The organism is Mesorhizobium sp. J428 (assembly GCF_024699925.1).
Lineage (GTDB): Bacteria > Pseudomonadota > Alphaproteobacteria > Rhizobiales > Rhizobiaceae > Mesorhizobium_A.
In genome coordinates this window covers 867874-891268 of sequence record NZ_JAJOMX010000001.1, presented here as the reverse complement: position 1 = coordinate 891268, position 23395 = coordinate 867874, and the positions used below count along the sequence as shown (strand labels likewise).

Genomic DNA, 23395 nt, shown 5'->3' with positions numbered 1-23395 from the left:
CGACAATGAAGGCGATCGTCGCACGCGAATACGGACCGATCGAGAACCTCGACTATGCGGACTGGCCGGAGCCGAAGGCGACCGGCCGCACCGTCGTCATCGAGGCGGAGGCGATCGGCGTGAACTATCCGGACGGGTTGCTGGTTCAGGGCCTCTACCAGGCCAAGCCGCCGACGCCCTTCGTCCCCGGCATGGAGATGGCCGGCCGCGTGTCCGCCGTCGGCGAGGCCGTGACGAAGTTCAAGGTTGGCGACCGCGTCGTCTCCTTCACGCCGCTCGGCGCCTATGCCGAGAAGATCGGCGTGGACGAGTCCGTCGTCGTCAAGCTGCCCGACAATGTCTCCGGCGCGGATGCCTGCGCGCTGATCTGCGGCTACGGCACCTCGCACTACGCGCTGAAGCAGCGGGCGCAGATCAAGCCCGGCGAGACGCTCGTCGTGCTGGGCGCCGCCGGCACCACCGGCCTCGCGGCGATTCAGATCGGCAAGATCATGGGCGCTAAGGTGATCGCGGTCGCCTCCACGCCAGAGAAGCGCGAGGTCGCGAAGGCGGCGGGCGCGGACATCACGCTCGGCTACGAGAACCTCAGGGAGACGCTGAAGGAAGCCACCGGCGGCAAGGGCGTCGACGTCGGCTACGATCCCGTCGGCGGCGACATGTTCGACGTGTTGGCGCGCTCGATGGCCTGGAACGGCCGCCTGCTCGTCATCGGCTTCACCTCCGGCAAGATACCTCAGTTCCCGGTCAACCTCGCGCTGGTGAAGGGCTTCAGCGTCGTCGGCGTGTTCTGGGGCACCTTCACGGCCAAGGAGCCGCAGGCGCATGAGGAGAACATGCACGAACTGATGGACTGGCTGGTGGCCGGAAAGCTCAAGCCGGTGATCGAAGGCATCTACCCGCTCGCCGAGGCCAAGGACGTGCTTAGGCGTATCCACGACCGTGCCGTCGCGGGCAAGCTGATCCTCAAGCCGTAGGACCCCGACGATGACGCTCCCCGCCACCATGCGCGCACTGCTCCTCAACGACGACGGCTACACGACCCGTCCCTCGGGAAGCGTGCTGGAGGCGATGGAGCCCTATGTGACGCCTGGCACCATTGCCGTCCCCACGCCGAAGGCCAGCCAGGTGCTTGTCAAGGTCGCGCTGGCCTCGATCAACCCGTCGGACGTCATGTTCATCAAGGGCATGTATGGCCAGCCTCGGGCAAAGGGGCAGCCGGCGGGATTCGAGGGCGTCGGCGAAGTGGTCGCGGCAGGCGAAGATGCAGGCGCGCAGAAGCTGGTCGGCAAGCGGGTCGCGTTTGCCACGGGCATCTCCAACTGGGGTGCCTGGGCGGAGTATGCCGTCGCCGAGGCGGCGGCCTGCCTGCCGCTGATCGACGGCGTCAAGGATGTCGACGGCGCGGCGATGATCGTCAATCCGCTGACGGCGATCGCAATGTTCGACATCGTCAAGCAGGAGGGCGAGAAGGCCTTCATCCTGACCGCTGCCGCCAGCCAGCTCTGCAAGCTGATCATGGGAATCGCGCGCGACGAGGGATATCGTCCGATTGCCATCGTGCGCCGCGACGACCAGATTCCGCTCCTGGAAAAGGCGGGGGCGGCAATCGTGCTGAACGCCGAAGCGCCCGATTTCGGGCAGCGGCTGGCGGAGACGTGCAAGAATGAAAAGCCGCGCATCCTGCTCGATGCCGTGACCGGGCCGCTGGCGGCGACGATTTTCAACGCGATGCCGCGGCGCGCGCGGTGGATCATATACGGGCGGCTCGACCAGGCCGAGACGCCGATCCAGGAGCCCGGACAGCTGATCTTCATGCACAAGAAGATCGAGGGATTCTGGCTGACGGAGTGGATGCGGTCCACGGATCCGCAGCGCAAGGGGGCTGCCGTGATGGAGGCGCAGAAGCGCTTCGCCGACGGACGTTGGTCGACCGACGTGACGGCGATCGTTCCGTTCGCGGACGCGATGAAAAGGGTGCCGGAAGAGCTGGCTAAGCCGAATGGAAAGGTCTTCATCGCACCATAAACGTTAGTGAATGTGCGCGGCTTGTGCTGGGGGCACGGCCGTCTATAGTCGAACCAAACGCGGCATAAGACCGCGACGACATTGGGAGGAGAACGTCTTTGGACGTATTGCAGCTCTTTGTGAGCGGCCTTGCGAACGGCTGTGTCTACGGCCTCATCGCGCTTGGTTTCGTGCTCATCTACAAGGCCACGGAAGCGGTCAATTTCGCCCAGGGCGACTTCATGATGCTGGGCGCCTTCATCACGCTCGGCCTCACCAACGACCAGTTCTGGGGCCTGCCGTTCTGGCTCTCGGTGCCGATCGCCATCGCCGCGATGGGCCTGTTCGGCTACCTGATCGAGATGATCGTGCTGCGCCGCATGTTCGGCCAGTCCCAGGTTTCGATCGTGATCCTCACCATTGCCATGGGCTTCGTGCTGCGCTTCGCGGCGGGGCTGATCTGGGGCAACGAGCCGATCGCGCTGGAATCGCCCATCGCCGGCAAGGATGTGCGCTTCGGCGGCCTCGTGCTCGGCCTTGACGAGATCGTCGTCATCGCGGTGACGATCATCTCGACGATCCTGCTCTACTTCTTCTTCAACGTTACCAAGCTCGGCGTGGCGATGCAGGCCGCCTCGCAGAACCAGCTCGCCGCCTACTACATGGGCATCCCGGTCAAGCGCGTGCACTCGCTGATCTGGGCGCTGGCCGGCATGGTCGCGGCGGTTGCCGGCATCCTCTTCGCCTCGAAGGGATCGATCGACCCGTCGATCGGGCTGCTCGGAATCAAGGCCTTCGCGGCGGCGGTCATCGGCGGCTTCGGCTCGCTTCCGGGCGCGTTGCTGGGCGGCATCATCGTCGGGCTGATCGAGCCCTTCGCCTCCTACTACATCGCCGCCGGTTACTCGCAGATCATGCCCTATCTGCTGTTGTTCGTGATCCTGGTGTTCAGGCCGCACGGCATCCTGGCCCAGATCCACAGGAAGAAGGTGTAACCGATGCGCACCGTCTTCAAGACCAGCTACGACGCCGACATCAACCTCTTCCGCCACGGCGCGCAGGCCTTCTGGTACCTGCTGTTGATGGCATCGATGCTCGTGCTGCCCTTCGTCCTGTCCGATTTCGCGCTCGGCGAGGTCACCAACGTGCTCATCTGGGCGATCGCCGGCATGGGGCTGATGCTGCTCGTCGGACAGACCGGCCAGGCAAGCCTCGGCCACGCGGCTTTCCTGGCCGTCGGCTGCTACGCCAACGTGCTTCTGCAGGACCGGCTCGGCCTGCCCTTCATCCTGTCGCTGCCGCTCGCGGGCATCATCGCCGGCCTTGCCGGCGTGGCCTTGGCAATCCCGACGTCGAAGCTGCATGGCATCTACCTCGCCATCGGCACGCTCGCCGTGTCGATCCTGGTCGACGACCTCATCGTCATCGCCGAGCCGCTCACCGGCGGCATCAACGGCCTGCTGGCGCCGACCATCGACATCTTCGGCATCCAGTTCGACCGCTATGCCACGCCGGTGCGGTTCTACGGTCTGATCCTGTTTGTCACGGTCCTGGTGGTGCTCGCTTACCGCAACATCCTGCGCACGCCGCTCGGCCGTTCGCTCGCCGCGGTGCGCGACTCCGAGATCTCGGCGCAGGCAATGGGCGTCAACGTCGCACGCACCAAGGCGGTCGCCTTCGGCCTGTCGACGGCGATCACCGGCCTTGCCGGCGCGCTGATGGGGCACTTCGCGGGCATCTTCAACAACGAGACCTTCACCATCATCATCTCGATCCAGATGCTCCTGATGATCGTCATCGGCGGGCTCGGCTCCATCCACGGCGCCTTCTTCGGCGCCATGGTCATCGCGCTCCTGCCGCAGGCGATCGCGCAGCTGCGCGACTGGGTCGGCTCGATCACCGGAACCGCGATCACCATACCGGGGCTGGAGTCGGCCGTGTTCGGCGCGATCCTGATCCTGTTCATCCTGTTCGAGCCGATGGGCATCTACGGCCGCTGGCTGAAGATCCGCACCTATTTCGAGCTGTTCCCGTTCTACCGCCGCGACATGTTCCGCCGGCAGCGGAGCTACCTCAAGACGGAGCGCATGCGATGAGCCTGCTGGAAGTCGAAAACGTCACCCTCAAGTTCGGCGGCGTCACCGCGGTGAACAATGTCTCCTTCTCGGTCGAGGAGGGCGAGGTGTTCGCCCTTGTCGGACCGAACGGCGCCGGCAAGTCGACGCTCTTCAACCTCGTCTCGCGCTTCTACGACCCGGTCGCCGGCGACATCCGCTTCGCGGGTGAGTCGATCCTCAAGAAGGCGCCGCACGAGATCGCCCGGCTCGGCATCGCGCGCACCTTCCAGAACATCGAACTGTTCGACCAGGCGACCGTGCTGCAGAACCTTCTGGTCGGCCGCCATCGCCACCGCCGCGGCAACATGTTCAACGAAATGCTGTTCACCCCCTTCGTCCGCAGGGAAGAGCGGCGGCACCGCGAGGCGGTGGAGAAGGTGATCGATTTCCTCGACCTGCAGGCCTATCGCGAGAAATACATCGCCGGCCTGCCGTACGGCGTGCGCAAGGTGGTGGAGATGGGCCGCGCGCTGGCGATCGAGCCGCGCCTCCTGCTGCTCGATGAGCCGGCGTCCGGCCTGTCGGTCGAGGAGACGCAGGACGTCGCCTTCTGGATCGAGGACATCAAGACCCAGATGGGCATTACAGTGCTGATGGTCGAGCACGACATGCACCTCGTCGCCTCGGTCTCCGACCGGGTGATGGCGCTCGCCGACGGCAAGATGCTGGCGATCGGCTCGGCGCAGGAGGTGCAGAACCATCCCAAGGTGATCGAGGCCTATATCGGCGTCGCCGACGAGAACGAAAGGGTGGTCGCGTGATGCTGAAGCAGGCGATCAACCTCGCATCCTCCACGGCGGAAGCCGTGCTGTCGGTCCGCAACCTCGAAAGCTATTACGGGCCGATCATGGCGATCCGCGGCGTCAGTCTCGACGTGCGCCAGGGTCAGATCGTCACCGTGCTCGGCGCTAACGGCGCCGGCAAGACGACGCTCCTGAAGACCATCTCCGGCGTGATGAACCCGGAGAAGGGCGAGATCTGGTGCGGCGGCCGCAACATCGCCGGCGAGGAGCCGGACCGCGTCGTCAAGGCCGGCATCGTCCACGTGCCGGAGGGGCGCGAGGTGTTCCCGTTGCTGACAGTCGAGGAGAACCTGCGCATGGGCTCCTATGTCCGCAGCGACACCGCCGGCATCAAGGCCGACGAGGAGATGGTCTACGGCTATTTCCCGATCCTGAAGGAGCGCCGTCGGCAAGCGGCGGGCACGATGTCGGGCGGCCAGCAGCAGATGCTCGCGATTGCGCGCGGCCTGATGGCGCGACCGAAGCTGATGCTGCTCGACGAGCCGTCGCTCGGCCTCTCGCCGCTGCTGGTGAAGGAGATCTTCACCATCATCCGCCGGCTCAACCGCGAGCAGGGCGTCACCATGATGCTTGTCGAGCAGAACGCCAAGGTGGCGCTCGAGGTCGCCGACTACGGATACGTCATGGAGCTCGGCCGCATGGTGATGGCCGACGACTCTGCGCGGCTGCTCGCCTCGAAGGACATCCAGGAATTCTATCTCGGCGTCCAGGGCGAGACCCAGCGCGGCCAGAAGCGCTGGAAGCAGAAGAAGACGTGGCGGTGAGGAGGAGGACAGCATGACGATTGCCGGCAAGATCCCCGCCCAGCGGACGCTGAACGGCCATTCCTTCAACGAGGACCTGGCGAAGGGACCGTATTATTTCGACGGCTGCGACACGCTGCCGAAGCTGTTCCGCGAGAGCTGCAAGCGCTGGGGCCAGAAGATCGCGCATCGCGAGAAGGACTACGGCATCTGGCTCGCCTATTCCTGGACCGAGTTCTACGACAATGCACGCCTGATCGGGCTCGGCCTTCTGTCGCTCGGCCTGCGGCGCGGCGAGGTGGTGTCGATCCTGTCGGAAGACAACAAGGAATGGCTCTACACCGATCTCGGCGTGCAGAGCGTCGGCGGCATCGCATCCGGCGTCTACACCACCGATTCCGCCGCCCAGCTCAAATATCTGGTCAACGATTCCGACAGCCGCTTCCTGTTCGTCGAGAACGACGAGCAGCTCGACAAATACCTGTCGGTGCGCGACGAGATGCCCGGGCTGGCCTGGGTGATCGTCTACGACCGCGACGGGCTGCACGGCTTCTCCGACGACCGGGTGATCTTCCTCGACGACCTCTACCGGATCGGTCGCGACTTCCTGAAGCAGAACCCGAACCGTTTCGAGGAGGAGATCGCGAATTCCTCGGCCAAGGATACCGCCATCCTGGTCTATACGTCCGGCACAACCGGCCCGCCCAAGGGCGCGATGATCAGCCATGAGAACATCATCGTCTCGATCATCGGCGCGGCAATCACCCTTCCGGTCACCGAGAGTGACGAGCAGGTCTGCTTCCTGCCGCTCTGCCACATCCTGGAGCGGCTCATCACCGCATTCATCCCGATCGGCATGGGCTCGACGGTGAACTTTGCCGAAAGCCCGGAGACGGTGTTCGACAATGTCCGCGAGGTCTCGCCGCATGTCTTCACTGCCGTGCCGCGCGTCTGGGAGAAGGTCTATTCGCGCATCACGATCATGTCGAACGAAGCAACCCGGCTCGGCAAGCTCGCCTACAAGATGGCGGTCGCCACCGGCATGAAGCGCCAGATGCTGATCGAGGAGGGCAGGACAGTGCCGCTCGGCACACGCCTCGCCTACGCCTTCTGGGACTTCGCGGTGCTGAAGAACCTCAGGCGGATGATCGGGCTGGAGCGGCTGCGCCGCGGCACGACGGGCGCCGCGCCGATCTCGCCCGATCTCCTGCGCTGGTACCGCGCCATCGGCGTGACCGTGCTCGAAGGCTACGGCATGACAGAAAGCTCCGGCGTCATCTCGGTGAACGTGATCGAGGACTACAAGACCGGCAGCATCGGCAAGGTGGTGCCTGGCGGCGAGGTCGCGATCGGGCCGGACGGCGAGATCCTCTACCGGGGCGCCAACGTCTTCAAGGGCTACTGGAACAAGCCGGAAAAGACGGCGGAGACCGTCACGCCCGACGGCTGGCTCAAGACCGGCGACGTCGGCCGCATCGACAATGAGGGCTTCCTCACCATCACCGGCCGCGCCAAGGACATCATCATCACCGCCGGCGGCAAGAACATCACGCCGGCCGAGATCGAGAACCGGCTGAAGTTCAGCCCTTACATCTCCGACGCGGTGGTGATCGGCGACAGGCGCAAGTTCCTCTCCTGCCTGGTGATGATCGACCAGGAGAACGTCGAGAAGTTCGCGCAGGACAACAGGGTGCCGTTCTCCGACTTCCGTTCGCTGTGCGCCGCGCAGGAGGTGCGCGACCTGATCGCGGGCGTGATCGAGGACACCAACCGCGAGTTCGCCCGGGTGGAGCAAATCAAGGATTTCCGCTTGATCGATGTGCTGTTGACCGCAGAGGATGAGGAACTGACAGCCACGATGAAGCTGAAACGCAGCTTCGTTGAAAAGAAACACAAGAAGCTGATCGACGAGATGTACGGCAAGGACGCCGCATGACTCACGTCACAAACCAGGAGGAGACCTTTATGAAAACTGCACTCAGGACATCCATTCTCGCGGCGGGGTTGGCGCTCGGCATGAGTTCGGCCGCGTTCGCGACCCAGGGCGTCACCGACACCGAGATCGTCATCGGCTCGAACGGCGACCTGTCCGGCATCTTTGCCGCCTTCAACGTCGGCGCGATCAAGGCCGCGCAGGTCATGTTCGACGAGGTCAACGAGAAGGGCGGCATCCACGGCCGCAAGATCCGCTTCGTGGTGGAGGACCACGGCTACCAGGTGCCGAAGGCCGTCCAGAACTTCAACAAGCTGATCAACTCGGACAAGGTGTTCGCGATGATCCTCAATCTCGGCACGCCGCATAACATCGCCGGCTTCCCGATGATGCAGGCCAAGCAGGTGGCCAATATCGGCCCGCTCACCGCCGCCCGGCAGATGCTCGAGGGTGACATCACCTACAAATATGCGGGTTTCTCGTCCTATTACGACCAGATGCGCGCTGGCGTCCGCTACCTCGCCAAGGAAAGGAACGCGAAGAACGTCTGCGCGATGTACCTGCCGACCGACTTCGGCCTGGAAGTCTATGAAGGCACGAAGGACGAGGCTACGGCGCTTGGCCTCACCTTCGCGGCCGAGACCACGCACAAGCCGGACGAGCAGGACTTCGTCGGCACGATCTCCAAGCTGCGCGACGCCAAGTGCGACATCGTTGCGACTGCCGTTGGCGTGAGGCAGACCATCGTGGCGTATGGCACTGCGAAGAAGCTCGGCTGGACGGATGCGGCATTCATCGGCTCGTCGGCGGGCTTCAACACCGCCGTTGCCAAGGTGCCGGAGGGCGTGACCGAAGGCTACTACGCTTCCGCCGGGTGGACCGATCATGAAGCCCGCATGGACAATCCGGAGGTGAAGGCCTGGGCTGACAACTACAAGGCCAAGACCGGTGAGCCGGCCGGCACCGCGGCCATCCTTGGCTACGGCGCCGCGACGGTGCTGATCCGGGGGCTTGAGGCCGCCGGCAAGGACCTGACGGCCGAGAGCTTCCAGAAGGGTGTGGAAAGCCTCGAATATACCGACGTGATCTCCGGCGACGTTCCGGTCAAATACGGCCCGAACGACCACCAGGGCGGCGACCTGATCTTCATCTCGCAGATCAAGGACGGCAAATGGGTGGAGATCGGCCGCGTCGATCCGACCAAGTCGCAGTGAGCTGAACGCTCGATGAAGAAGGCCGCGCCGGGAAACCGGCGCGGCCTTTTTCTCCAATGCTGTCATCCTCGGGCTTGTCCCGAGGATCTACTGCCGCCGAACCAGTTCACGATAACGTCCTTGCGCTCTCGTCGACGTCGGTAGATCCTCGGGACAAGCCCGAGGATGACGTCCGGGAGATGCGGAGTCGCTTGACGAAAAGCAGAAGCGCGTCCTCGCCTCGCTACCGCCGGCCTCCTACTCCGCCGGAGACAGACGCTTCTCCAGCGCCTCGGCGTCTTCCAGTTCGCGATGCAGGCGCTTTTCCTCGTCGACCTTCGGCGTTACGAAACGGCCAAGCAGGACATAGGCGACCGGGGTCAGGAACAGCGTCGAGGCGGTGGCGAGACCGAGCCCGCCGACGATGATCCAGCCGAGCGCGATGCGCGCCTCGGCGCCGGCGCCGGACGCCAGGATCAGCGGCAGGCCGCCGAGGATGGTGCAGATCATCGTCATCATCACGGGCCGCAGGCGGATGTTCGCCGCGTTTTCGATCGCCTCGCGCACGCCCTGGCCGCGGTCGCGCAACTGGTTGGCGAACTCGACGATCAGGATGCCGTTCTTGGCCATGATGCCGACGAGCAGCACGAGTCCGATCTGGCTGTAGACGTTGAGGCTGGTCCCGGTGAGCAGCATGGCGAAGATCGCGCAGGCGAGCCCGAGCGGAACCGTGGCCATGATGATGATCGCGCTGACGAAGCTCTCGAACTGGGCCGCGAGAACCAGGAGGATGATCACGATCGCAAAGCCGAAGGTCGTGAGCATCGACCCGGTGGATTCGCCGAGCGTCGCGGTCTCCGCCAGCGGGATGATGCGCGAGCCAGGCGGCAGGTGGGGACGGGCGATCTCCTGCGCGACCTGATAGGCTTCGCCGAGCGCGAAATCGGGCCTCAGGCCTGCGGTGATTGCGACCGCGCGCAGCTGCTGCTCGCGCGCCAGTGACGGCGGCACGGCACGCTCGGTCAGCGACGCGATGGTCGACATCGGCACGAAGCGGCCGTCGCGCGTCTTGAGGAAGATGTTCTCCAGGTCCGTCGGGTCGTTGATCGGATTGGTGGTGGAGACGAGCTTCACGTCGAAGCTGCGATCCTCGATGAAGACCGAGCCCACTTCGCGGCCGTCAAGCATCGCCTGCATCGCCTCCGCGAGGCCGGTAATGTCGATACCGAGGTCGGAGGCGCGCTCGCGGTCGATCTCGACCGACAGCTGCGGCTGGGTCGTGTCCTGCGAGAGGCGCGGCTGGGTGAAGCGTGGATCTTTCTCCAGTTCCGCCACGACAGCCTGTGCTGCCTGTCCAAGCTCGGCGTAGCTGTTGCCGGCGATGGCGAACTGCAGGCCGCTGCCCGCGCCGCGGATGCCGAGGCTGTTGGGCTGGTTGGCAAAGACGCGCACGCCCGGCACGTTCACGACGAGCTGTTCCACCTCGGCGACGATCTGCTGCTGCGTTCGCTCGCGCTCGCTCCAGGGAGCGAGGGTGAGCACGAGGAAGCCGTTGTTGGAGGACCCCTGCGCGCCCGCGATGCCGAACGTGTTGGTCAGCTCGCCATTGTCGCGCAGTGGCTGGAGGATGCGTTCGATCTCGTTGATCCGCTGGCCGAGATAATCGATCGACACGCCCTGCGGCGCGTTGATGCGCAGGAACAGCTGCGAGCGGTCTTCCGGAGGCGTGAGCTCCGACTTGATGGCGCCCGACACGCCCCAGGCGGCCGCGCCGAACAGGAGCGAGACCAGCACGAGGATCAGCGGCGCGTCGAGGCAGGCCCGCAACAGCCGCTTGTAGAGCCCGGCCAGGGCGCCGCCGATGCGGGCGAGCACGCCGTTGTCTTCCTCATGCGAATGCCCGCGCAGCATGCGCGAGGCGAGCATCGGGCAGAGCGAGAGCGCGACCACGGCGGACAGCGTCACCGAGATCGCCAGCACGAAGCCGAACTCGCGGAACAGGCCGCCCGTCTGGCCGGGAAGGAAGGACAGCGGCACGAACACGGCCACCAGCGTCGCGGTGGTGGCGATGACGGCGAAGAAGACTTCCTGCGCGCCAAGCACGGCTGCCGCGCGCGGCCCCATGCCTTCGTTGCGGCGGCGCATACGGATGTTCTCCAGCACCACGATCGCGTCGTCGACGACGAGGCCCGTCGCCAGCACCAGCGCCAGGAGGGTGAGGATGTTGAGCGAGAAGCCGACGAGGTAGATCGCGGCGATTGTCCCGACCAGCGCCACCGGCAGCGACAGGCCTGGGATGAGGGTGGCGCGCCAGTCGCGCAGGAACATGTAGATGACGAGCAGCACCAGCGACACCGACAGGCCGAGGGCGATCTCCACCTCATGGATCGCGCCGTCCACGAAGATCGCGTCGTCGCTGGTGATGCGGATTGCAACGCCCGGCGGCAGCGATTCGTTCAGCGTGGCGATCGCGGCGCGCACGCCTTCCGAGATGCGCAGCGTATTCGACTGCGCCTGGCGGATGATGCCGAGGCCGATGCCGGGCTTGCCGTTGGCGCGCAGCGACGACTGGCCGATGTCGGCGCCCAGCGTGACGGATGCGACATCGCGCAGCTTGATCATCGCCGCGTTGTTGCCGACCGCGAGGTTCTCGAACTGCTCGGGCGTCGAGACGGATGCGGTCGCACGCACAACGAGATCCTGCGAGTTGCTGGTCAGCGAGCCGGCAGGCGTGTCGAACGCGACGGAGGCGAGGGCGTTGCGGACGTCGGCGACCGTGAGACCGAGCGCGGAAAGCCGCGACTGGTTGATGTCGACGCGGAAGATCTTCGCGCGATCGCCGAAGATCTGGACGTCCGCCACGCCGGAAACGGCCGACAGGGCGTCGACGATCTGGTCCTCCACGAAGATGGTCAAGTCCTCGATCGACATCGTGTCGGAGGTGACGGCGAGGCGCATGACCGCGTCGGCATTGGCGTCCGCCTTGACGATGCGCGGCACGTCCGCATCGTCCGGCAGGTCGTTCTGCACGCGGCTGATCGCGTCGCGCATGTCGGAGGCCGCGACGTCGAGGTTGACGCCGTCGTTGAACTCCACCGTGACGCGGCTGCGGCCGAAGGAGGACGAAGACGAGATCGACTTGACGCCCGAGACGCGCGAGACGGCGCCTTCGAGGATCGAGGTGAGCTCACGGTCGATCGTCTCGGCCGCCGCACCGGAGAAGTCTGCATTGATCGTCACCACCGGCCGGTCGACGTCCGGCAGCTCGCGGATCTCGACTGCAAGGAAGGCAGCCATGCCTGCGACAATGATGAGGACGTTGAGCACGAAGGCCAGCACCGGCCGCCGCACGAACAGCGCGGTTATGCCGTTTTCCGGGCTGGCCTGGGGGGCGCCGCTCATCGGTCAGGTTCCGCTGGCCGTGGTCTGCGCCGACGCGGCGGGCGAGGCTTCCGACGCCCCATTGGTGCGAGCGATCGTGACCGGCTGGCCGTCGCGCACCGCATGGACACCTTCCGTCACCACGATCTCGCCGGGAGTGATCGCCGCCTGCACGAGGACGGAATCGGTGTTGCGCTGGATGATCTTGACGTCCGTGCGCACTGCCTTGCCGTCCCTGACCAGCCAGACATAGGCGCCGCCCGATCCCCATTGGACGGCCAGCGGGTCGACGGCCGGGAAGACGTCGCCCGGGAACTCCATCGTCACCTGGAACGACATGCCGGCGCGCAGCCGGTCGTCGGGGTTCTCCAGCAGGGCCTGCACCTGCAGCGTGCGGCTCTGATCGTCGATGCGGTTGTCGAGCGCGCTGACCTTGCCCTGATAGGCCTCGCCCGGCCGCGCGACGGAGGCGGCGGAAAGGGGCATCCCCACCTCGATCATGCTCGCGTAGCGCTCAGGCACCCAGAAGTCGACCAGGATCGAGGAGCGGTCGTCGATGCGGGCGATCTCGGTGGTCGTGGCGACATAGTTGCCCGCCGCGACCGGCAGGATGCCGACGATGCCGGAGATGGGTGCGCGGATTGAGCGGCGCTCCAATGCCAGCTCCGCATCGCGGACCGCAAGCCGTGCATTGTCGACGGCGAGTGCGGCCTCGTTCACCTGCACGTTGGTCGCCGTGTTGGTGGCGCGTAGCTGCTGGATGCGCTCCTGCTTGGCCAGCGCGTCGTCCAGCGCGAACTTGGCGCGATCGACGGCGATCTTTTCCGTCTCGTCGTCGAGGCGCGCGATCATCTCGCCCTCCTGCACGGTGGCGCCCGACGTCACCAGCATTTCCGTCATCCGGCCCGATGCATAGGGCGTGACGGCGACCGTCTGCTTCGCCCGCCCGGTTCCGATCGAAGACAGCCGGCTGTTGATCGTCTCCTGCGTGACCGTGGCGGCGATGACGGGCTGCTGGATGCGCGGCTGGCCGTTTCCATTGCCGCCCGCATTCCGCGCCTGTTCGGAAGGACGCGCGTCGGCGGTGGCAAACGGCACCCAGTCGACGCCCCAGCGGGCCAGCACGTCGCCTGCGCCCGGGAAAAACTTCGCCCAGCCCAGAAAGGCCGCGGCAAGCAGCACTACCGATACAAGTGCCTGTTTCCAGAACGACATTCGCTACTCCGGTTCGATGCCTCGACGCCCACCCGCGTCCTGGCATGCCGTTCGCTAAAGGTTTTTCACACGCCTGGCGGTCCCGGCCGGGCGTGCATCACGAAACGCACCAGACGACATGTCGTCGTCGTCGCCACCGGTGTCATCTTAAAGTTTGGTAATGTGGTGCGCCAGACGTGTCGTGTGATGCTGCATTGCATCACGACTGCGTTATTCGCGCCGTAGCGCGTCCATCTCGCTGATGCGCGCCGCACTCTGTTCCGGCAGCCTGTCGGTGATACCGGCGATCAGGTGCTCGGCGAGGATGAACAGCGCCGCCGACGAATCCCAGGCGGATGGAACCGACGTGCGGGCGGCGATCACGTGGGTGGCGAAACGGGCGATCGGCGACAGCCATTGATCGGTCAGCAGGATGATCGTCACGCCCCTCGAACCCGCCTTCTCGGCGAAAGCCAGCAGGCTGTCCTGGTAGCGGCGGATGTCGAACAGCAGCAGCACGTCGCGCTTTCCCATGTCGATCAGCCGGTCGCGCCACAGGTTTTCCTGCCCGTCGAGATGCACCACACCCGGCCGGATGATGGCGAGGTGGGCGGTCAGATACCGTGCGATCGGATCGGTGAAGCGGCCGCCGACGAGGTGAACCCTGCGCCTGGTGTCGGACAGCACCGAGACGATCTCGCCCAGCTGCTTTTCCGACACCACCCGGAACGTCTCCGAGACATTGTCCAGCGTTGCCGCGAGCAGGGGGAGGCTTCGCCCTCGCGCGCCTGCCGCCTGTTTCCGGTGCGGGACAGTGGCGATTGCAACTGGGCCGCCAGCTCGTCGTTCAGCGCGGTCTGGAATTCGGCATAGTTGCCGAAGCCGAGCCTCGCCACGAAGCGGAGGATGGTGGGGGAGGAGACGCCGGCGCGCGCCGAGAATTCGGCAACGGTGCGCAGGCCGAGCATCGGATAATTGGCTATCAGCGCATGCGCAGCCTTGCGCTCCCCGCTCGGCATCGTGTCGATCCTGGCGGCGATCGTTTCGGCGATGCTCGACGACATATGCCTCTCCCTCCCGCGAACGACCTCGTTGTCCACCGGCACCGCGCGTTTACCGTTTGACAAAGTCCTCAACTATGTATGAAATCATACTTGCCTGCGCAATGAACAGTAAGACGTATCAAACGGTACAGCGCGGTGAGGGGTGTCTTGGCGTTGGACGAGCGATCAGCGGGCAAGGGCCACGACGTGCCGGTTCGGGTCGTCAATCCGGATGGCGCGGGTCCATACCTTTTCGTCTGCGAGCACGCTTCCAACCATCTGCCGCGCAGGTTCGGGACGCTGGGCCTTGCCCCTTCGGATCTCGTGCGCCACATCGCGTGGGATCCCGGCGCGCTTCCGGTCGCCCGTCGTCTTTCGGAAATCCTGGACGGTCCTCTCGTCGAGTCCTGCATTTCGCGGCTCGTCATCGACTGCAACCGCCCGCTCGACGCGCCGGACCTGGTTCCTGAAACGAGCGAGCTGACGGTGATCCCCGGCAATGCCGGCCTTTCCGCTGCGGGTCGCGCCGAGCGGGTCGCGGTTTCGTATGCTCCCTTCCACGACACGCTGTCGGACGTCATCGACCGGCGCCTCGCCGCCGGGCTGGAGACGCGCATCGTGGCGATCCATACGTTCACGCCGGTCTACAAGGGGCAGCCGCGTCCCTGGCAGATCGGCATCATCCACGACGAGGACGAGCGGCTCGCCGGCCCGATGATATCTGCGCTGCGCCGGGACAAACACCTGTGCGTCGGTGTCAACCAACCCTACAGCCCGGCAGACCGGGTCTATTTCACGCTGGAAAGGCATGCGCGCTCGCGCGGCCTCGCCTGCGCGATGATCGAAATCCGCAACGACGAAGTATCCGGCGAAGCCGGGCAACGGATTTGGGCGGAACGCCTTGCAGGCATCCTGCGGGGGCTTGAACAGCAGCAGTCCCATACCGGCGGAGAACGGCCGGCTCAACATGCCAATTCATGAGAGGGGAATACTCTGATGGCTGACACGTCACGACACGAGGCAGGCGGCATAGCATACGAACGCCGCGACAAGTCCTATTTCGAAGCGCGTGAACTCGTCCGGCACGCCAATGTCCGGCACCTTTGGGCCCTGGGCGTCGGCGCGGTCATCTCCGGCCACTTCTCGGGCTGGAACTTCGGCTTCGCCACCGGCGGCTGGGGGGGCATGCTCGTCGCCGGCATCATCATCGCGATCATGTATCTCGGACTGGTGTTCTGCATCGCCGAGATGAGCCCGGCGCTGCCGCACACCGGTGCCGCCTACTCCTTCGCCCGCACCGCGATGGGGCCGTGGGGCGGCTTCATCACCGGCCTGTGCGAGAACGTCGAATATGTGGTGACGCCGGCCGTCATCGCCTTCTTCATCGGCTCTTATGTCGGCGGCATCGTGGGTGGCGATATCCCGCCCTATGTCTGGTGGATCATCACCTACATCGCCTTCCTGGCGCTCAACGTCTTCGGCGTGGCGCTGTCGTTCCGGGTGACGCTGATCGTCACGCTGGCGTCGTTGGCGGTGCTGGTGGTGTTCTGGCTATCCGCCATCCCCAACATGGATTTCTCGCGCTGGGCGCTCAACATCGGCGTCGGGCCCGACGGTGCGGCGGTCGAACTGCCCGAAGGAAACGGCCCGCTCTTCCCGTTCGGCTTTTCAGGCGTCCTGGCGACGCTTCCCTTCGCCGTCTGGCTCTTCCTCGCCATCGAGCAGCTTCCGCTCGCGGCCGAGGAATCGGTCGATCCGAAGCGCGACATGCCGCGCGGCATCATCGCCGGTTTCCTGACGCTGGTGGTCTCCGCCTTCATGATCGTGCTGCTCAACCCGTCGGTGATCGGCATCGGCTCCTTCGCGCTGGGCTCGTCCGCCGAGCCGCTGCTCGACGGCTTCCGGGCGATCTACGGCGATGCCGGGGCAGTGGTTCTCGGCCTCGTCGCTCTGATCGGCCTGATCGCCTCGTTCCACACGATCCTGTTCGCGATGGGACGGCAGGTCTACTCATTGGCGCGCGCGGGATATTTCCCGAACAGCCTGTCGGTGACGCACCAGACCTACAAGACCCCGCATGTCGCGATGCTCGGCGGCGCGATCCTCGGCCTGGCGATCATGCTGGTGATGTGGTTCTCGCTCGGCGGCGAGGCGGCCGGCTCGCTGATCGGCTCCGTGCTGCTCAACATGGCGGTGTTCGGCGCGATGTGCTCCTACATCGCGCAGGCGATTTCCTTCATCCTGCTCAGGAAGAACCAGCCGAACATCAACCGCCCCTACCGCAGCCCGTTCGGCGTTCCCGGCGCCGTGGTGACGATCATCATCGCACTGACCACCCTGTTCTATCAGGTCCAGGATCCGAACTTCTTCAAGGGCGTGATATGGGTCATCCTTTGGTTCGCGGTCGGCATCGTCTATTTCGCCCTGGTCGGCCGGCACAAGCTGATCCTGTCGCCCGAGGAAGAATTCGCGCTGGAACACAAGGCGAAAGCCTGATTGCCTGCTAGAACATGCACCCGGCCGGGTGAAACCGGCCGGGTGCGAACTGTCGTCATGTATATGTATTGAGGAGCCGCCAGTGGCTGGAAATCTTTCCTTCGCAGACCTGAAGAAGGCGATCGCATCGGGCGAGATCGACACCGTGCTCGCCTGCGGCGTGGACATGCAGGGCCGGCTGTTCGGCAAGCGCTTCCTCGCCTCGTTCTTTGCGGAATCCGCTTATGACGAGACGCATGGCTGCAACTACCTGCTCGCCCTCGATATAGATATGGAGCCGGTGCCCGGCTACAAGGCGGCGAGCTGGAGCCAGGGCTACGGCGATTTTGTTCTGAAGCCCGACATGAATACGCTGCGCCGGGTGCCGTGGCTCGAAAAGACCGCGCTGGTCATCTGCGACATCCAGGACCATCACCATCACGAGGATCTGCCGCATTCGCCGCGGGCCATCCTGCGCAAGCAGGTCGCTCGCCTCGCAGAGCGCGGATACATCGGCTATTTCGCGTCCGAGCTCGAATTCTACCTGCTCAGCGAGACCTACGACACGGCGCGCGCCAAGCACTGGCAGAACCTCGAAACCGCCTCGAAGCATATCGGCGACTACCAGATCGGCATCACCACCAAGGAAGAAGGTTACATGCGCCGGCTGCGCAACGAGATGCACGCCGCCGGCATCCCGGTCGAGAACTCCAAGGGCGAGTGGGGGCCGGGCCAAGAGGAGGTCAACGTGCGCTATGCCGAGGCGCTCGAAATGGCCGACCGGCACGTCTTCCTGAAGAACGGTGCCAAGGAGATCGCCGACCAGGAGGGCAAGGCCGTCACCTTCATGGCCAAGTACAACTATGCGCTCGCCGGCAACTCGTCGCACATCCACAACTCGCTCTGGAGCGCCGACGGCAAGACGCCGCTCTTCTTCGACAAAAAGGAGCCGTGGACCTTATCCAAGCTCGGCCAGCAGTGGTCTGCCGGCCAGATCAAATACGCCAAGGAATTCACCTGGTTCCTCGCGCCCTACATCAACTCCTACAAGCGCTTCCAGTCGGGCACTTTCGCACCGACCAAGATCATGTGGTCGGAGGACAACCGCACCGCCGGCTTCCGTCTCTGCGGGGAGGGGACCAAGGGCATCCGCATGGAGTGCCGCATCGGCGGCGCGGATTTAAACCCTTATCTCGCCTTCGCTGCCCTGATCGCCGCCGGTCTTGCTGGCATCGACGAAAAGCTGGAGCTGCAGAAGCCCTTCGTCGGCGACGCCTACCAGGCGTCTAAGCTGCCGGAAATCCCGAAGACCCTGCGCGAGGCGACCGAGACGCTGGCGAAGTCGAAGATGCTGAAATCGGCCCTCGGCGAGGATGTGGTAGAACACTACGTCCACACTGCGCGCTGGGAACAGTTCGAATACGACCGCCGCATCACCGACTGGGAGCTGCACCGCGGCTTCGAGAGATACTGACACTTCAAGAACACGAGGAAATGCCCATGACCGAAACGGTCAAGATCAAATCCCCTGTCGACGGCTCGATCTATGCCGAGCGGCCGGTGGCCACAGACCAGGCGGTCAATGCAGCCGTCGAGCGCGCCAAGGCGGCGCAGGCGAAGTGGGTCGACGTGCCCGGCCGCCGAGCGCTGCAAATATATGCTCGCCATGCTCGAGGCGCTGGTCGGGATGACGGACGAGATCGTGCCCGAGCTCGCCTGGCAGATGGGCCGGCCGATCAAGTATGGCGGCGAGTTCGGCGGCGTGAAGGAACGCGTCCAGTACATGGTCGAGATCGCCGAACAGGCGCTGAAGCCGGTCATGGCGTCGAACCCGAAGGAAGGCTTCAAGCGCTACGTCAAGCGAGAGCCGCTCGGCGTGGTGATGGTCATTGCGCCGTGGAACTATCCGTATCTCACCGCCGTCAACACCATCGTGCCGGCGCTGATCGCGGGCTCGGCCGTCATCCTCAAGCACGCCGCGCAGACACTCCTCGTCGGCGAGCGCTTCCAGAAGGCGTTCGATGCGGCGGGGCTGCCGAAGGGCCTGTTCCAGAACCTGGTGATGAACCATTCGCAGACCGAGAAGCTGCTCGCCTCGGGCAAGATCGACCACGTCAACTTCACCGGCTCGGTCGCCGGCGGGCGTGCGATCGAGAAGGCGGGCGCGGGGACCTTCATGACGATGGGTCTCGAACTCGGCGGCAAGGACCCGGCCTATGTCCTGCCGGACGCTAAGCTCGATCACGCGATCGCCAACCTCGCCGAGGGCGCATTCTACAATTCAGGCCAGTGCTGCTGCGGCATCGAGCGCATCTACGTGCATGAGAAGGTCTACGACGATTTCGTCGACGGCTTCATCGCCGAGAGCCGCAACTGGACGCTCGGCGACCCGACCAAGGCCGATACTGTGATGGGACCGATGGCGCAGGCGCGCTTCGCCGACTTCATCCGCGAGCAGAAGGCCGAAGCCCTGCGCAAGGGCGCGACGGCGCATCTCAACACGAAGGACGGCCGCGACGTCGCCGGCTCGCCCTACCTGCCGGTCGAGGTGCTGACCAATGTCGACCACCAGATGAGCGTCATGCGCGAGGAAAGCTTCGGCCCGGTCGTCGGCATCATGAAGGTGCGCAGCGACGAGGACGCGATCGCGCTGATGAACGACAGCCCCTACGGCCTCACCGCCTCGATCTGGACCAGGGACCTGGAGCACGCCGAGAAGATCGGCGACAGGGTCGAGACCGGCACGCTGTTCATGAACCGCTGCGACTATCTCGACCCGGCTCTGGTGTGGACCGGCGTCAAGGACACCGGCAAGGGCGCGGCGCTCTCGGCCATCGGCTACGACAACCTCACGCGGCCGAAGAGCTATCATCTGAGACAGGTCTGATGCCCAACGGCCACAGGCTCGAGGTCTTCATCCACGGCGGGATGCACAAGACGGGCACGACCTCGTTCCAGACCTTCATGGATGCACGCCGCGAGGAGTTTCTCGCGGCGGGCTTAGTCTATCCGCCGGGGCCGGACGGGCAGCACGGGTTGTTGCTCTATGCCATCGGCCCGGACTGGAATCCGGCCGAGCTGCGCAAGGTGGTGGACAACGCGAACGCCCGGGGCGCCAGCAAGCTGGTGCTCTCCGCGGAGGCGGTGACGATGTTTCCGCCGGAAGCCCTGCGCAAGCTGGCCGATTGCTTTGCTGACTGCGACCTTTCCTTCATCTTCGCGTTCCGCCACTGGGCGGGCTACCTGCCGTCGCGCTGGGCCCAATATTCGCGTAGGCGCGACGCACAGTCCTTCCCGGAGTTTCTGGAAAAGGTGGTGATCGGACGCCGGGTCGACTACCAGTTCGACCTCCTCCTCGAACGGGCGATCTCGGCCGCAAGCGGCAGGGTCAGAGCGATCTCGTTCGACTGGGCCGTCGCGCGCGACGGCAGCGTCTTGCCGACCCTTTTGTCCGTGTTGGGCATCGACGACGGCGCGTTACTCACCGCTGCCGCCCGCCACCACTGGGCGCATCGGAACACGGATCCCGAGCTGGTCGAGATCACGCGCCTTGTCCACGGCGCGATGTCGGCGCGTTTCGGCGTTGCGCCCGACGAACTCTTCGACTGCGCCGGCGCCGGAAAGCGGTGCGAGACCATCTACCAGGCGCATCAGGCCGTTCGCGAGATTCCGCGGGAGCTGCGCGAGGCCGTGACGGCGCTCGGGCGCGGCAGCGCCGTGGAGCGGTCCTTCGCCGCTGATTGGGACCCGCCCGCCGCGGGCGAGCTCGAGCGCTACCGTGGGCTGTTCGTCAATCTGCCTGACGACCGGCTCTTCCCTCCGAGGAAGCCGTCGGCGGCGCACTACTGGACCATCGGCCATGCGGAGGCGCTGACGGTTCCCGGCATGCGCGGCTTCGTCGATCGCGTGGCGGAGAAGATCCTGTCCGGCCGGCAGCCCGGCGCAAGGCTGACCGCTCCGGCGGCCCATCGAACATACGCGACCACCTGACTTTCTCTCCAGAGTACCCCATGACCAAGCTCGTCTCCAAATGGAACTACCCGACCACCGTCCGCTTCGGCGCCGGCCGCGTCTCCGAACTGCCGGATGCGCTGGCGGCCGCGGGCATCAAGAAGCCGCTCTTCATCACCGATCCCGGCCTCGTGAAGCTGCCGGTTGTGGCCAAGACGCTGAAGATCCTCGACGATGCCGGCGTGCCCTACGGCGTCTTCTCCGACGTCAAGCCGAACCCGGTTGAGGCGAACCTTACCGCCGGCATCGCGGTCTGGAAGAAGGGCAAGCACGACGGCGCGATCGTGTTCGGCGGCGGTTCGGCGCTCGACCTCGGCAAGCTGATCGCCTTCCAGGCCGGCCAGACCCGTCCGGTCTGGGATTTCGAGGACATCGGCGACTGGTGGACACGCGCCGACGCCTCGAAGATCGCGCCGATCATCGCGGTGCCCACCACGGCCGGCACCGGCTCCGAGGTCGGCCGCGCCGCGGTGCTGACCAACGAGGAGAGCCATACCAAGAAGATCATCTTCCATCCGAAGCTCTTGCCGCAGATCGTCATCGCCGATCCGGAGCTGACGGTCGGCATGCCGGCCTTCATCACCGTCGGCACCGGCATGGATGCGCTCGCCCACTGCCTGGAAGCCTATTGTGCGCCCGGATACCATCCGATGGCCGACGGCATCGCGCTGGAAGGTATGCGGCTGGTGTTCGAGAACCTGCCCAAGGCCGTCGCCAATCCGGGCGACCTGACCGCCCGCGCCCACATGATGAGCGCGGCCGCCATGGGCGCCACCGCCTTCCAGAAGGGGCTGGGTGCCATCCACTCGCTGTCGCATCCGATCGGCGCGCTCTACGACACCCATCACGGCATGACCAACGGCGTTTTCATGCCCTATGTGCTGGAATTCAACCGTCCCGCCATCGAGGAGCGGCTGGCGCGTGCTGCCGCCTATCTCGGTATCAAGGGCGGCTATGAGGGCTTCGCCAAGGCGGTGCTCAAGCTACGTAAGCAGCTGAAGGTGCCGAACACGCTGCCCGAGCTGATCAAGGGCCTGGATATGGACAAGAAGCGCAAGGCGATGATCGCCGAGATGGCGGTCGCCGATCCGTCGACAGGCTCCAATCCGGTCAAGTTCACCAAGAAGGCGGCGCTTGAAGTTCTCGAGAACGCCATCGAAGGCAAGCTTTGAGGAGAGGCGGGCGGCAAGGGTCGTCCGCCAATATCCCGGTCGTTAGCCGAAGAAATTAATTCTGCGGCCTGATTGCGGGGAAAGTCGGAAAACGCTTTAATTTCGGCAGGGCGCAGACTTCGCATAACGTTCATCCAGTTGTCATGGGAAACGGCTACCCGCGTTGCCGGTGCCTGTGGGCGTCAGTCTCAAGGAGAAGAATATGTTCAAGGCTATGGGGAAGGTTCTCTCGGTCACGGCGGCGACGCTGATGGCCTCGTCGGCGATTTCGTCGGCTCAGGACCTGGCGGCGATCGAAGCCGCCGCGAAGGCGGAAGGCATGCTCACCACGATCGCGCTGCCGCACGACTGGTGCGGCTACGGCGCGGTCATCGAGGGCTTCAAGAAGAAGTATCCGGAAATCACCGTCAACGAGCTCAATCCCGACGCGGGTTCCGCGGACGAGATCGAGGCGATCAAGGCGAACAAGGACAACAAGGGCCCGCAGGCGCCAGACGTGATCGACGTCGGCCTGGCCTTCGGCCCGTCGTCCAAGGCCGAAGGCCTGGTGCAGCCCTATAAGGTCTCGACCTGGGACTCGATCCCCGAGGGCGCCAAGGATCCGGAGGGCTACTGGTACGGCGACTATTACGGCGTGATGTCGTTCCTCGTGAACAAGGACCTCGTGCCGAACGCGCCGGCCGACTGGGCCGACCTGCTCAAGCCTGAGCACAAGGGCCAGGTGGCGCTCGCCGGTGATCCGCGCGCCTCGAACCAGGCGATCCTCGCGGCCCTCGCCGCCGGCATCTCCACGGGCGGCAAGTCGGGCAAGGAAGCCGGCGAGAAGGGCCTCGAGTTCTTCGCCGAGCTGAACAAGGCCGGCAACTTCGTTCCGGTGATCGGCAAGGCCGGCACGCTGGCGCAGGGCGCCACCCCCATCGTCGTGATGTGGGACTATAATGCGCTCGCCGCCAAGGACACGCTCGCCGGCAACCCGCCGGTCGAGGTCGTGGTGCCTAAGTCGGGCGTGCTCGCCGGCGTCTACGTCCAGGCGATCAGCGCCTACGCGCCGCATCCGAACGCGGCGAAGCTGTGGATGGAGTATCTCTACTCCGACGAGGGCCAGCTCGGCTGGCTCAAGGGCTACTGCCACCCGATCCGCTTCAACGACATGGCCAAGCGCGGCGTGATCCCGCAGGACGTCATGGACAAGCTGCCGCCGGCCGCCTCCTACGAGGCCGCCTACTTCCCGACGCTGGAAGAGGTGAACGACAACAAGGCCGCCGTCACCGGTGGCTGGGACAAGGTCGTCGGCGCCAACGTGCAGTAAGACGTCACCCGAGCCTG

16 protein-coding genes and 2 pseudogenes are annotated in these 23395 nt (G+C 65.1%); 15 read left to right on the top strand and 3 right to left on the bottom strand.

What is annotated here, in order from left to right:
- The first annotated feature begins 5 nt into the window (after positions 1-5).
- The 8 genes from LRS09_RS04510 to LRS09_RS04475 all read left to right on the top strand — a co-directional run bounded on the left by LRS09_RS04510 (position 6) and on the right by LRS09_RS04475 (position 8814).
- Positions 6-974 (top strand): NADPH:quinone oxidoreductase family protein, encoded by a 969-nt coding sequence (locus tag LRS09_RS04510; RefSeq protein WP_257810119.1) that lies wholly within the window; start codon positions 6-8, stop codon positions 972-974.
- Between the two features lie 10 nt (positions 975-984).
- The gene (locus LRS09_RS04505) at positions 985-2025 is read left to right on the top strand and encodes an alcohol dehydrogenase catalytic domain-containing protein (protein ID WP_257804507.1); all 1041 of its coding nucleotides are present in this window, start codon (positions 985-987) and stop codon (positions 2023-2025) included.
- A gap of 98 nt (positions 2026-2123) precedes the next feature.
- Positions 2124-2999 (top strand): branched-chain amino acid ABC transporter permease, encoded by an 876-nt coding sequence (locus tag LRS09_RS04500; RefSeq protein ID WP_257804506.1) that lies wholly within the window; start codon positions 2124-2126, stop codon positions 2997-2999.
- Positions 3000-3002: 3 nt separating this feature from the next.
- Complete coding sequence (locus LRS09_RS04495; protein WP_257804505.1) at positions 3003-4100, top strand: branched-chain amino acid ABC transporter permease; 1098 nt, start codon at positions 3003-3005, stop codon at positions 4098-4100.
- Complete coding sequence (locus LRS09_RS04490; protein WP_257804504.1) at positions 4097-4882, top strand: ABC transporter ATP-binding protein; 786 nt, start codon at positions 4097-4099, stop codon at positions 4880-4882. Before LRS09_RS04495 ends, LRS09_RS04490 begins: the two co-directional genes overlap by 4 nt.
- Positions 4882-5688, top strand: coding sequence for an ABC transporter ATP-binding protein (locus LRS09_RS04485; RefSeq protein ID WP_257804503.1), 807 nt, complete (start codon positions 4882-4884; stop codon positions 5686-5688). The genes LRS09_RS04490 and LRS09_RS04485 overlap by 1 nt, the downstream gene beginning before the upstream one ends.
- 13 nt (positions 5689-5701) lie before the next feature.
- The gene (locus tag LRS09_RS04480) at positions 5702-7603 is read left to right on the top strand and encodes a long-chain fatty acid--CoA ligase (protein WP_257804502.1); all 1902 of its coding nucleotides are present in this window, start codon (positions 5702-5704) and stop codon (positions 7601-7603) included.
- A 29-nt stretch (positions 7604-7632) separates the two neighbouring features.
- On the top strand, positions 7633-8814 hold the full coding sequence (locus LRS09_RS04475) for an ABC transporter substrate-binding protein (RefSeq protein ID WP_257804501.1): 1182 nt from the start codon (positions 7633-7635) through the stop codon (positions 8812-8814).
- A gap of 237 nt (positions 8815-9051) precedes the next feature.
- Here the strand turns inward: LRS09_RS04475 and LRS09_RS04470 are convergent, their stop codons facing one another.
- The 3 genes and pseudogenes from LRS09_RS04470 to LRS09_RS04460 form a co-directional block, all read right to left on the bottom strand.
- The gene (locus tag LRS09_RS04470) at positions 9052-12195 is read right to left on the bottom strand and encodes an efflux RND transporter permease subunit (RefSeq protein ID WP_257804500.1); all 3144 of its coding nucleotides are present in this window, start codon (positions 12193-12195) and stop codon (positions 9052-9054) included.
- Positions 12196-12198: 3 nt separating this feature from the next.
- Positions 12199-13389 carry an efflux RND transporter periplasmic adaptor subunit gene (locus LRS09_RS04465; RefSeq protein WP_257804499.1) on the bottom strand — a complete coding sequence of 397 codons (1191 nt, stop codon included), beginning with the start codon at positions 13387-13389 and terminating at the stop codon, positions 12199-12201.
- Positions 13390-13599: 210 nt separating this feature from the next.
- Positions 13600-14432 (bottom strand): annotated as a pseudogene (locus LRS09_RS04460) (MurR/RpiR family transcriptional regulator).
- Between the two features lie 153 nt (positions 14433-14585).
- Here LRS09_RS04460 and LRS09_RS04455 point away from each other — a divergent pair.
- The 7 genes and pseudogenes from LRS09_RS04455 to LRS09_RS04425 all read left to right on the top strand — a co-directional run bounded on the left by LRS09_RS04455 (position 14586) and on the right by LRS09_RS04425 (position 23378).
- Positions 14586-15392, top strand: coding sequence for an N-formylglutamate amidohydrolase (locus LRS09_RS04455; protein WP_257804498.1), 807 nt, complete (start codon positions 14586-14588; stop codon positions 15390-15392).
- A gap of 15 nt (positions 15393-15407) precedes the next feature.
- On the top strand, positions 15408-16907 hold the full coding sequence (locus tag LRS09_RS04450; protein ID WP_257804497.1) for an amino acid permease: 1500 nt from the start codon (positions 15408-15410) through the stop codon (positions 16905-16907).
- Positions 16908-16989: 82 nt separating this feature from the next.
- A complete protein-coding gene (locus LRS09_RS04445) occupies positions 16990-18360 on the top strand; it encodes a glutamine synthetase family protein (protein ID WP_257804496.1) in 1371 nt (456 codons plus the stop codon).
- Between the two features lie 26 nt (positions 18361-18386).
- A pseudogene (locus LRS09_RS04440) lies at positions 18387-19773 on the top strand (aldehyde dehydrogenase family protein).
- A gap of 77 nt (positions 19774-19850) precedes the next feature.
- On the top strand, positions 19851-20876 hold the full coding sequence (locus LRS09_RS04435; protein ID WP_257804495.1) for a hypothetical protein: 1026 nt from the start codon (positions 19851-19853) through the stop codon (positions 20874-20876).
- Positions 20877-20896: 20 nt separating this feature from the next.
- Complete coding sequence (locus tag LRS09_RS04430; RefSeq protein ID WP_257804494.1) at positions 20897-22069, top strand: iron-containing alcohol dehydrogenase; 1173 nt, start codon at positions 20897-20899, stop codon at positions 22067-22069.
- Positions 22070-22271: 202 nt separating this feature from the next.
- On the top strand, positions 22272-23378 hold the full coding sequence (locus LRS09_RS04425; RefSeq protein WP_257804493.1) for an ABC transporter substrate-binding protein: 1107 nt from the start codon (positions 22272-22274) through the stop codon (positions 23376-23378).
- Positions 23379-23395: the final 17 nt, after the last annotated feature.

Bases quoted from the DNA above. Each gene is read 5' to 3' on its own strand.
- LRS09_RS04490 (WP_257804504.1), top strand. From the start codon at position 4,097: ATGAGCCTGCTGGAAGTCGAAAACGTCACCCTCAAGTTCGGCGGCGTC.
- LRS09_RS04485 (WP_257804503.1), top strand. From the start codon at position 4,882: ATGCTGAAGCAGGCGATCAACCTCGCATCCTCCACGGCGGAAGCCGTG.
- LRS09_RS04505 (WP_257804507.1), top strand. From the start codon at position 985: ATGACGCTCCCCGCCACCATGCGCGCACTGCTCCTCAACGACGACGGC.
- LRS09_RS04435 (WP_257804495.1), top strand. From the start codon at position 19,851: ATGGATGCACGCCGCGAGGAGTTTCTCGCGGCGGGCTTAGTCTATCCG.
- LRS09_RS04470 (WP_257804500.1), bottom strand. From the start codon at position 12,195: ATGAGCGGCGCCCCCCAGGCCAGCCCGGAAAACGGCATAACCGCGCTG.
- LRS09_RS04510 (WP_257810119.1), top strand. From the start codon at position 6: ATGAAGGCGATCGTCGCACGCGAATACGGACCGATCGAGAACCTCGAC.
- LRS09_RS04480 (WP_257804502.1), top strand. From the start codon at position 5,702: ATGACGATTGCCGGCAAGATCCCCGCCCAGCGGACGCTGAACGGCCAT.
- LRS09_RS04450 (WP_257804497.1), top strand. From the start codon at position 15,408: ATGGCTGACACGTCACGACACGAGGCAGGCGGCATAGCATACGAACGC.
- LRS09_RS04425 (WP_257804493.1), top strand. From the start codon at position 22,272: ATGTTCAAGGCTATGGGGAAGGTTCTCTCGGTCACGGCGGCGACGCTG.
- LRS09_RS04495 (WP_257804505.1), top strand. From the start codon at position 3,003: ATGCGCACCGTCTTCAAGACCAGCTACGACGCCGACATCAACCTCTTC.
- LRS09_RS04475 (WP_257804501.1), top strand. From the start codon at position 7,633: ATGAAAACTGCACTCAGGACATCCATTCTCGCGGCGGGGTTGGCGCTC.
- LRS09_RS04465 (WP_257804499.1), bottom strand. From the start codon at position 13,389: ATGTCGTTCTGGAAACAGGCACTTGTATCGGTAGTGCTGCTTGCCGCG.
- LRS09_RS04430 (WP_257804494.1), top strand. From the start codon at position 20,897: ATGACCAAGCTCGTCTCCAAATGGAACTACCCGACCACCGTCCGCTTC.